The sequence below is a fragment of the Bacillus sp. EU52 genome (assembly GCF_037964975.1).
Taxonomy (GTDB): Bacteria; Bacillota; Bacilli; order Bacillales; family Bacillaceae; genus Bacillus; species Bacillus subtilis.
This window is the reverse complement of record NZ_CP150177.1, coordinates 3011058-3020000: the sequence shown is the minus strand read 5'-3', so window position 1 is coordinate 3020000 and position 8943 is coordinate 3011058. Positions and strand designations below refer to the sequence as shown.

5 protein-coding genes and 9 tRNA genes (1 of these 14 cut by a window edge) are annotated in these 8943 nt (G+C 44.5%); all 14 read left to right on the top strand.

The features are described from left to right. A tRNA-Met gene (locus NSU05_RS15525) sits at window positions 1-53 on the top strand; it begins 24 nt to the left of the window's first position. A gap of 11 nt (window positions 54-64) precedes the next feature. Next, window positions 65-141 (top strand) — tRNA-Asp (locus tag NSU05_RS15520). A 12-nt stretch (window positions 142-153) separates the two neighbouring features. Next, a tRNA-Phe gene (locus NSU05_RS15515) sits at window positions 154-229 on the top strand. A gap of 17 nt (window positions 230-246) precedes the next feature. After that, a tRNA-His gene (locus tag NSU05_RS15510) sits at window positions 247-322 on the top strand. 10 nt (window positions 323-332) lie between these two features. Then, window positions 333-406, top strand: a tRNA-Gly gene (locus tag NSU05_RS15505). 15 nt (window positions 407-421) lie between these two features. Then, window positions 422-498 (top strand) — tRNA-Ile (locus tag NSU05_RS15500). A gap of 12 nt (window positions 499-510) precedes the next feature. Beyond that, window positions 511-585: transfer RNA gene (locus NSU05_RS15495), tRNA-Asn, on the top strand. 3 nt (window positions 586-588) lie between these two features. After that, window positions 589-679, top strand: a tRNA-Ser gene (locus tag NSU05_RS15490). Window positions 680-704: 25 nt separating this feature from the next. Further along, window positions 705-776: transfer RNA gene (locus tag NSU05_RS15485), tRNA-Glu, on the top strand. Between the two features lie 231 nt (window positions 777-1007). Continuing rightward, window positions 1008-2891, top strand: a complete 1884-nt coding sequence (glgB, locus tag NSU05_RS15480; RefSeq protein WP_038429511.1) for a 1,4-alpha-glucan branching enzyme — start codon at window positions 1008-1010, stop codon at window positions 2889-2891. Beyond that, window positions 2888-4030, top strand: a complete 1143-nt coding sequence (locus NSU05_RS15475) for a glucose-1-phosphate adenylyltransferase (protein WP_003229018.1) — start codon at window positions 2888-2890, stop codon at window positions 4028-4030. The genes glgB and NSU05_RS15475 overlap by 4 nt, the downstream gene beginning before the upstream one ends. 23 nt (window positions 4031-4053) lie before the next feature. Next, entirely contained in the window at window positions 4054-5085 is a 1032-nt protein-coding gene (gene glgD / locus NSU05_RS15470) for a glucose-1-phosphate adenylyltransferase subunit GlgD (RefSeq protein ID WP_080286227.1), read from the top strand. Next, a complete protein-coding gene (gene glgA / locus NSU05_RS15465) occupies window positions 5082-6536 on the top strand; it encodes a glycogen synthase GlgA (RefSeq protein WP_038429510.1) in 1455 nt (484 codons plus the stop codon). The genes glgD and glgA overlap by 4 nt, the downstream gene beginning before the upstream one ends. Beyond that, on the top strand, window positions 6523-8919 hold the full coding sequence (glgP, locus tag NSU05_RS15460) for a glycogen phosphorylase GlgP (RefSeq protein WP_038429509.1): 2397 nt from the start codon (window positions 6523-6525) through the stop codon (window positions 8917-8919). The genes glgA and glgP overlap by 14 nt, the downstream gene beginning before the upstream one ends. The last annotated feature ends 24 nt before the right edge of the window (window positions 8920-8943 follow it).

Genomic DNA, 8943 nt, shown 5'->3' with positions numbered 1-8943 from the left:
TCGTCGGGCTCATAACCCGAAGGTCGCAGGTTCAAATCCTGCCCCCGCAACCAAATTTTAAAATGGTCCGGTAGTTCAGTTGGTTAGAATGCCTGCCTGTCACGCAGGAGGTCGCGGGTTCGAGTCCCGTCCGGACCGCCATTTAAATACTTAGGCTCGGTAGCTCAGTTGGTAGAGCAACGGACTGAAAATCCGTGTGTCGGCGGTTCGATTCCGTCCCGAGCCACCATTTATCAATATATTTTGGCGGTTGTGGCGAAGTGGTTAACGCACCAGATTGTGGCTCTGGCATTCGTGGGTTCGATTCCCATCAATCGCCCCAAATAAAAATTGCGGGTGTAGTTTAGTGGTAAAACCTCAGCCTTCCAAGCTGATGTCGTGGGTTCGATTCCCATCACCCGCTCCATTTCTATATCGTCATGGGCCTGTAGCTCAGCTGGTTAGAGCGCACGCCTGATAAGCGTGAGGTCGATGGTTCGAGTCCATTCAGGCCCACCATGACTTTTGTATTCCACAGTAGCTCAGTGGTAGAGCTATCGGCTGTTAACCGATCGGTCGCAGGTTCGAATCCTGCCTGTGGAGCCAAATGGAGAAGTACTCAAGTGGCTGAAGAGGCGCCCCTGCTAAGGGTGTAGGTCGTGTAAGCGGCGCGAGGGTTCAAATCCCTCCTTCTCCGCCATATGATTACAGATATAATAATTTTCGGCCCGTTGGTCAAGCGGTTAAGACACCGCCCTTTCACGGCGGTAACACGGGTTCGAATCCCGTACGGGTCATCCAGAAGCCTTGCATATCCTGCAAGGTTTTTTTGTTTTCTAAATCATGATATGTCTTAGATTTTGTTCTCTATTTTAAAAACAGACTACAAAAATCTCCATATATTTCGTTTTTCTTCAGAAAATGAAGTTAATTGTCTATAAGTATAAGCGCTTTCAGCAAAGGGCTTTTTTTTATTTCTTCGAATAAATACTATAAATGAAAACTATGATGTCAGAAAGGATGATTACATGGCCGCTGCCAGCCCGACAGCACATGATGTTTATCTTTTTCACGAAGGCAGTCTGTTTAAAAGCTATCAGCTGTTTGGCTCGCATTACCGCGAGCTGAATGGCAAAAGCGGATATGAATTCTGTGTGTGGGCGCCTCATGCGTCGGAAGTACGAGTGGCTGGAGATTTTAACAGCTGGTCTGGAGAAGAGCATGTGATGCACAGAGTGAATGATAGTGGTATTTGGACGTTATTTATTCCAGGTTTAGGAGAAAAGGAACGATATAAATATGAAATCGTGACGAATAACGGTGAGATCAGGCTGAAGGCAGATCCATACGCTATTTATTCAGAAGTCAGACCAAACACAGCGTCATTTACTTACGATTTGGAAGGGTACAGCTGGCAAGATCAAAAATGGCAAAAGAAACAGAAGGCTAAGACGCTGTATGAAAAACCTGTTTTCATTTATGAACTGCATCTTGGGTCTTGGAAGAAGCATTCTGATGGCAGGCATTATTCCTATAAAGAATTAAGTCAGACGCTTATCCCTTATATCAAGGAGCATGGGTTTACCCATATTGAACTGCTTCCGGTGTATGAGCATCCATATGATCGTTCATGGGGGTACCAAGGAACGGGGTATTACAGCCCGACAAGCAGGTTTGGCACCCCGCATGATCTGATGAAGTTTGTGGATGAATGTCATCAACAAAATATCGGAGTCATTTTGGATTGGGTCCCCGGACATTTTTGTAAAGATGCACATGGCCTTTATATGTTTGATGGAGAACCGCTTTATGAATACAAAGAAGAACGTGATCGGGAGAACTGGTTATGGGGCACTGCAAACTTTGACCTGGGGAAACCGGAAGTTCATAGTTTTTTAATTTCGAATGCGTTGTACTGGGCGGAATTCTATCATATAGATGGATTTAGGGTTGATGCAGTGGCTAATATCCTGTATTGGCCAAATCAGGATGAACGCCACACGAATCCATATGCTGTTGAGTTTTTAAAAAAACTCAATCAAACCATGAGAGAGGCATATCCCCATGTGATGATGATTGCGGAAGATTCTACAGAATGGCCTCAAGTGACAGGTGCCGTTGAGGAAGGGGGGCTTGGTTTTCATTATAAATGGAATATGGGATGGATGAATGACGTACTGAAATACATGGAGACGCCACCCGAAGAAAGGCGGCATTGTCATCAGCTTATCTCTTTTTCATTACTATATGCGTTTAGTGAGCATTTTGTATTGCCGTTTTCTCATGATGAAGTCGTATACGGAAAAAAATCACTTCTTAATAAAATGCCTGGCGACTACTGGCAGAAATTTGCCCAGTATCGGCTTTTGCTGGGCTATATGACAGTGCATCCCGGAAAGAAATTGATCTTTATGGGATCAGAGTTTGCCCAATTTGATGAATGGAAAGATACAGAACAGCTTGATTGGTTTTTGGACTCCTTCCCCATGCATCAGAAAGCCAGCGTTTTTACGCAAGATCTTCTCCGCTTTTACCAAAAAAGCAAAATCCTTTATGAGCATGACCATCGTGCACAATCGTTTGAATGGATTGATGTCCATAATGACGAACAATCAATCTTTTCTTTTATTCGTTATGGCAAAAAGCACGGTGAGGCGCTTGTCATCATTTGTAATTTTACACCCGTGGTCTATCATCAATATGATGTTGGAGTTCCTTTTTTTACTCAATACATTGAAGTGCTTAACAGTGACAGTGAAACATATGGAGGCTCAGGGCAAATCAACAAAAAGCCATTATCGGCTAAAAAGGGAGCACTTCATCATAAACCGTGTTATATCACGATGACCATCCCCCCTTACGGCATCTCGATTTTACGGGCGGTTAAAAAAAGAGGAGAGATAAAAAGATGAAAAAACAATGTGTAGCCATGCTCCTTGCCGGCGGGAAGGGCAGCCGTCTCAGCGGATTAACAAAAAATATGGCCAAACCGGCTGTATCTTTCGGGGGAAAATACAGGATTATTGATTTTACCCTAAGCAACTGTTCTAATTCAGGCATAGACACAGTCGGGATTTTAACGCAATATCAGCCGCTTGAGCTGAATTCCTATATTGGGATCGGCAGTGCATGGGACCTGGATAGATATAATGGCGGCGTGACGGTTTTACCCCCTTATGCCGAGTCATCAGAAGTCAAATGGTATAAAGGGACGGCAAGCGCCATTTATGAAAATCTCAATTATTTGAATCAGTATGATCCTGAGTATGTACTGATTTTATCAGGAGATCACATATACAAGATGGACTACGGCAAAATGCTTGATTATCACATTGAAAAGAAAGCAGATGTGACCATCTCTGTCATCGAAGTGGGCTGGGAGGAAGCAAGCCGGTTCGGCATCATGAAGGCTAATCCAGATGGGACGATCACACATTTTGATGAAAAGCCCAAATTCCCTAAGAGCAATCTTGCCTCAATGGGAATTTATATATTCAATTGGCCGCTTTTGAAACAGTATCTTGAGATGGACGATCAAAACCCTTATTCTAGCCACGACTTCGGCAAAGACATTATTCCACTGCTTTTGGAAGAGAAAAAGAAGCTTTCTGCTTATCCGTTCAAGGGATATTGGAAGGATGTCGGAACGGTGCAGAGCTTGTGGGAAGCCAATATGGATTTGTTAAAAGAGGACTCGGAGCTGAAGCTGTTTGAACGCAAATGGAAAATTTACTCCGTCAATCCAAATCAGCCTCCGCAATTTATTTCATCTGATGCGCAGGTTCAAGATTCGCTTGTGAACGAAGGTTGTGTTGTATATGGAAATGTGTCTCACTCCGTTCTTTTTCAAGGTGTGACTGTTGGTAAGCATACGACTGTTACATCATCCGTCATAATGCCGGATGTGACGATTGGGGAGCATGTAGTCATTGAAAATGCCATTGTTCCTAATGGGATGGTGCTGCCGGATGGCGCAGTGATTCGCTCCGAAAAAGACATTGAAGAGGTGCTGCTCGTTTCAGAGGAATTTGTAGAAAAAGAATTGATTTAATTACTGAAGAGGGGGCAGAGTCAGTGTTCAATAATCAAATGTTAGGTGTTATAGATGAAACCACATATAAGCATTCTCTTCAGGATTTAACAGCACAGCGGTCGCTCGGGGCGATCCCTTTTGCCGGCAGGTACCGACTGATTGATTTTATGCTTTCCAACATGGTGAATGCGGATATTAGGAGTGTTGCAATTTTTCCGAAGTATCGTTACCGTTCGCTCATGGATCACCTTGGGGCGGGTAAGGAATGGGATTTGCACCGGAAAAAGGACGGCCTCTTTTTTTTCCCGTCCCCCCATCTTCATCACGAATACGATGAATTCGGTTCCTTTCGCCAGTTTTCGGACCATCTAGATTACTTCCACAGAAGCACTCAGCAATATGCTGTAATCTCCAACAGCCATACCGTATGCAACATTCAATTTCAATATGTGCTGAAACGCCATCAGGAGGTGGGCTGCGACGTCACCGAGGTATTTCAGGACGGCCAGTCGCTGCAAATCTATATCATGTCAACAACGCTTTTAAAGGATCTGATCTACGGACATAGCGAAAAAGGCTATAAAACCATTCAGGAGGCTGTTGAAAAGGAATCTTCCGCCCTGACCATTTGCCCTTATGAATATTCAGGTTATGCCGCTGTCATTGATTCGGTGGAAAAATATTATACCCACAGTATGGAGCTCATTCAGCCTCGTTTTTGGCAGCAGGTGTTTTTGCCGCAGCAGCCGATCTATACAAAAGTGAAGGATGAGCCGCCTACGAAATACGGAAAGCACAGCACTGTCAAAAATTCTTTGGTGGCAAACGGCTGTGTGCTTGAAGGAGAGGTTGAAAACTGCATTTTGTTCAGGGCGGTTCATGTCGGAAAGGGTACGAAGCTGAAAAACTGTATTATTATGCAAAAAACGCAGATTGGCGAGGATTGTCTTCTTGAGCAGGTCATTTCGGATAAGGACGTTAAAATCGGCAAGGCGACGGAAGCTGCTGGAACAGCTGACCAGCCGCTTGTATTAAGAAAAGGTTTGGTGCAAGGAGAGCTGATGAATTCTTGAAGATATTATTTGCTGTGTCAGAATGCACCCCATTTGTTAAATCAGGAGGTCTTGCCGATGTAGCAGGTGCTCTGCCAAAGGCACTTGCACGATTAGGCAATGAAGTAGCTGTGATGCTGCCGAAGTACAGCCAAATACCTGAACCGTGGAAAAAGCGTATGAAAAAACAGGCTGAGTGTACGGTAGCTGTCGGCTGGCGGCAGCAATATTGCGGAATTGAACATATGGCCGAAGATGATGTGAATTATTACTTCATCGACAATGAGTACTATTTCAACAGGGATTCGTTGTACGGGCATTATGATGACGGTGAGCGGTTTGCCTTTTTTTCAAGAGCTGTACTGGAGGCTGCCAAAGTTGTGAATGTTCAAGCCGATATTGTTCATACTCACGATTGGCATACAGCGATGGTCAATTATTTGCTGAAAGAGGAGTACAGAAAACATCCTTTTTATGAACGGATGAAAAGCGTGCTCACGATCCACAACCTGCAGTTTCAAGGTATTTTCCCTCCTGATGTCACACATGACTTGCTGGGTCTTGAGATGGATCATTTTCATTATGAAAGGTTAGAATGCAACGGATTTGTTAATTTTATGAAGGCGGGCATCATTGCGGCTGATCATGTGACAACTGTGAGCCCCACTTACAGAAATGAAATATTGACTCCGTATTATGGTGAGCAGTTGGAACAGGTTTTGCAATATAGGGAAAATGATGTAACCGGCATATTAAATGGCATTGATGATACGTTCTATCAGCCGAAAAGCGATCCTTATATAGAGGCGCAATACGATTCAGGGGATCTTGCATGCAAGTTGTTAAACAAAACGAAGCTTCAACGGCGGATGGGGCTTCCAGAGAAAAACGATATTCCGTTGATCAGTATGGTGACAAGGCTCACTAAACAAAAGGGGCTTGATCTTGTCCGCAGAATTATGCACGAACTTCTTGAGGAGCAAGACATACAGCTGGTTGTGCTAGGCACAGGAGAACATGAATTTGAAGATTATTTCCGGTATGCAGAATTTGCTTTTCATGAGAAGTGCCGAGCTTATATCGGGTTTGATGAGCCGCTAGCCCATCAAATTTATGCGGGCTCTGATATGTTTTTGATGCCGTCGAAATTTGAGCCGTGCGGTTTGGGGCAGCTCATTGCTCTTCAATATGGCGCCATTCCGATTGTCAGGGAAACGGGCGGTCTTTACGACACTGTCCGTTCCTATCAGGAGGAAGAGGGAACGGGCAATGGTTTTACGTTTTCCGCCTTTAATGCGCATGATTTGAAATTTACGATTGAACGAGCGCTGGCGTTTTATCGCCAACAGGATGTATGGAAGAGCATCGTGAAGACCGCAATGAATGCAGATTACAGCTGGGGGAAGTCGGCTAAAGAGTATCAGCGTATTTTCGAGCAGGTGACAAGGAGTGGACGGGATGTTCTCGAGTAAAGAACGCTTTGCAGACTTATTTTTAAAGCGTCTGGAAATGACGTGCGGAAAAAGCTTTAAAGATTCTGCCAAGCTGGATCAATATAAAACGTTGGGCAATATGGTCAGAGAGTATATCAGCGCTGATTGGATCGAAACGAATGAAAAAAGCAGATCAAATTCCGGGAAGCAGACATATTATTTATCAATCGAATTTCTGCTCGGTCAGCTCCTTGAGCAAAACTTAATGAATCTTGGTGTTCGTGATGTTGTAGAAGCTGGTTTAAAGGAAATCGGCATCAATTTAGAGGAGATCCTTCAGATAGAGAACGATGCAGGTCTCGGCAATGGCGGACTTGGGCGCTTGGCCGCTTGCTTTTTAGATTCGCTTGCTTCGTTGAACCTGCCTGGGCACGGCATGGGCATACGTTATAAGCATGGTTTGTTTGAGCAAAAAATTGTAGACGGGCATCAGGTGGAGCTGCCTGAGCAATGGCTGAAAAACGGGAACGTATGGGAAGTAAGGAATGCGGATCAAGCAGTGGACGTGCCGTTTTGGGGCGAAGTCCATATGACAGAAAAAAGCGGGCGCCTGCATTTTCGCCACGAACAAGCGACAATTGTTACCGCTGTTCCTTATGATATCCCGGTCATCGGCTATGAAACGGGCACTGTCAACACGTTAAGGCTCTGGAACGCCGAGCCCTATGCGCATTATCACGGCGGTAATATTTTGTCTTATAAGCGGGAAACAGAAGCGGTTTCTGAATTCTTATATCCCGATGACACCCATGATGAGGGGAAAATTTTACGGCTGAAGCAGCAGTATTTTTTAGTATGCGCAAGCTTAAAAAGCATTGTGAACAATTACCGAAAAACACATAAATCTTTATCCGGCCTGCATAAAAAAGTGAGCATTCATATTAATGACACTCACCCTGCGCTTGCGGTGCCTGAGCTGATGCGGATTTTGCTCGATGAAGAGAACATGAGCTGGGAAGAAGCTTGGCATATCACTGTACATACGATTTCTTATACAAATCATACAACATTGTCAGAAGCGCTCGAGAAATGGCCGATTCATTTGTTTAAGCCGCTGCTCCCGCGAATGTACATGATTATTGAAGAGATCAATGAGAGGTTTTGCCGCGCAGTTTGGGAAAAGTATCCGGGAGACTGGAAAAGGATAGAGGACATGGCGATTACAGCGCATGGTGTTGTCAAAATGGCTCATCTGGCCATAGTAGGCAGTTACAGTGTAAATGGCGTTGCAAAAATACATTCCGATATATTAATGGAAAGGGAGATGCGCGACTTTCACTTGCTGTTTCCGAATCGTTTTAACAATAAGACGAATGGAATTGCCCACAGGCGCTGGCTGTTAAAAGCGAATCCAGGCTTGTCTGCCATCATTACAGAGGCGATCGGCGATGAATGGGTCAAACAGCCGGAATCACTGATCCGTTTAGAACCGTACGCCACTGATCCTGCATTTATTGAACAGTTTCAAAACAACAAAAGCAAGAAAAAACAAGAGCTTGCCGATTTGATTTTTTGCACGGCCGGGGTGGTTGTGAACCCTGACAGCATATTCGACGTACAGGTGAAACGGCTTCATGCATATAAACGGCAGCTGCTGAATGTTCTTCACATTATGTATTTGTATAACCGCCTCAAGGAGGACGCCGGGTTTTCAATCTACCCGCAAACCTTTATTTTCGGGGCAAAGGCTTCACCAAGCTATTATTATGCCAAGAAAATCATTAAGCTGATCCATTCTGTCGCAGAAAAAGTCAATTATGATCCGGCAGTCAAACAGCTGATCAAAGTTGTTTTTTTAGAAAATTATAGAGTTTCTATGGCTGAGCGAATTTTTCCGGCATCAGACGTAAGTGAGCAAATTTCAACTGCAAGCAAGGAAGCGTCTGGTACAGGGAATATGAAGTTTATGATGAACGGGGCTTTGACGATCGGCACGCATGACGGCGCAAATATCGAGATCTTTGAGCGGGTGGGCCCTGACTGTATTTACACGTTCGGCTTAAAGGCGGATGAGGTTCTATCGTATCAGGAAAATGGTGGCTATAGATCGAGGGAATATTATCAGCATGACAGAAGAATCAGGCAGGTAGCGGATCAGCTGATCAATGGTTTTTTTGAAGGAGAAGCAGATGAATTTGAATCGATCTTTGACTCGCTGCTTCCGCATAATGATGAGTATTTTGTGCTGAAGGATTTCAGCTCATATGCAGATGCGCAGGAGCGAATTCAAGCTGATTATCGAGAGCGAAGGAAATGGTCTGAGCGTTCGATTGTAAACATTGCTCATTCAGGATATTTCTCCAGCGACCGCACGATCCGGGAATATGCGAAGGACATTTGGGGCATCAAGCCGATGATGTGAAAAAGCCGCTGTATAAGCGGCTTT

What these genes read in the sequence shown, in the direction of transcription:
- glgB (WP_038429511.1), top strand. Translation starts at nt 1,008, where the DNA reads ATGGCCGCTGCCAGCCCGACAGCACATGATGTTTATCTTTTTCACGAA.
- NSU05_RS15475 (WP_003229018.1), top strand. Translation starts at nt 2,888, where the DNA reads ATGAAAAAACAATGTGTAGCCATGCTCCTTGCCGGCGGGAAGGGCAGC.
- glgP (WP_038429509.1), top strand. Translation starts at nt 6,523, where the DNA reads ATGTTCTCGAGTAAAGAACGCTTTGCAGACTTATTTTTAAAGCGTCTG.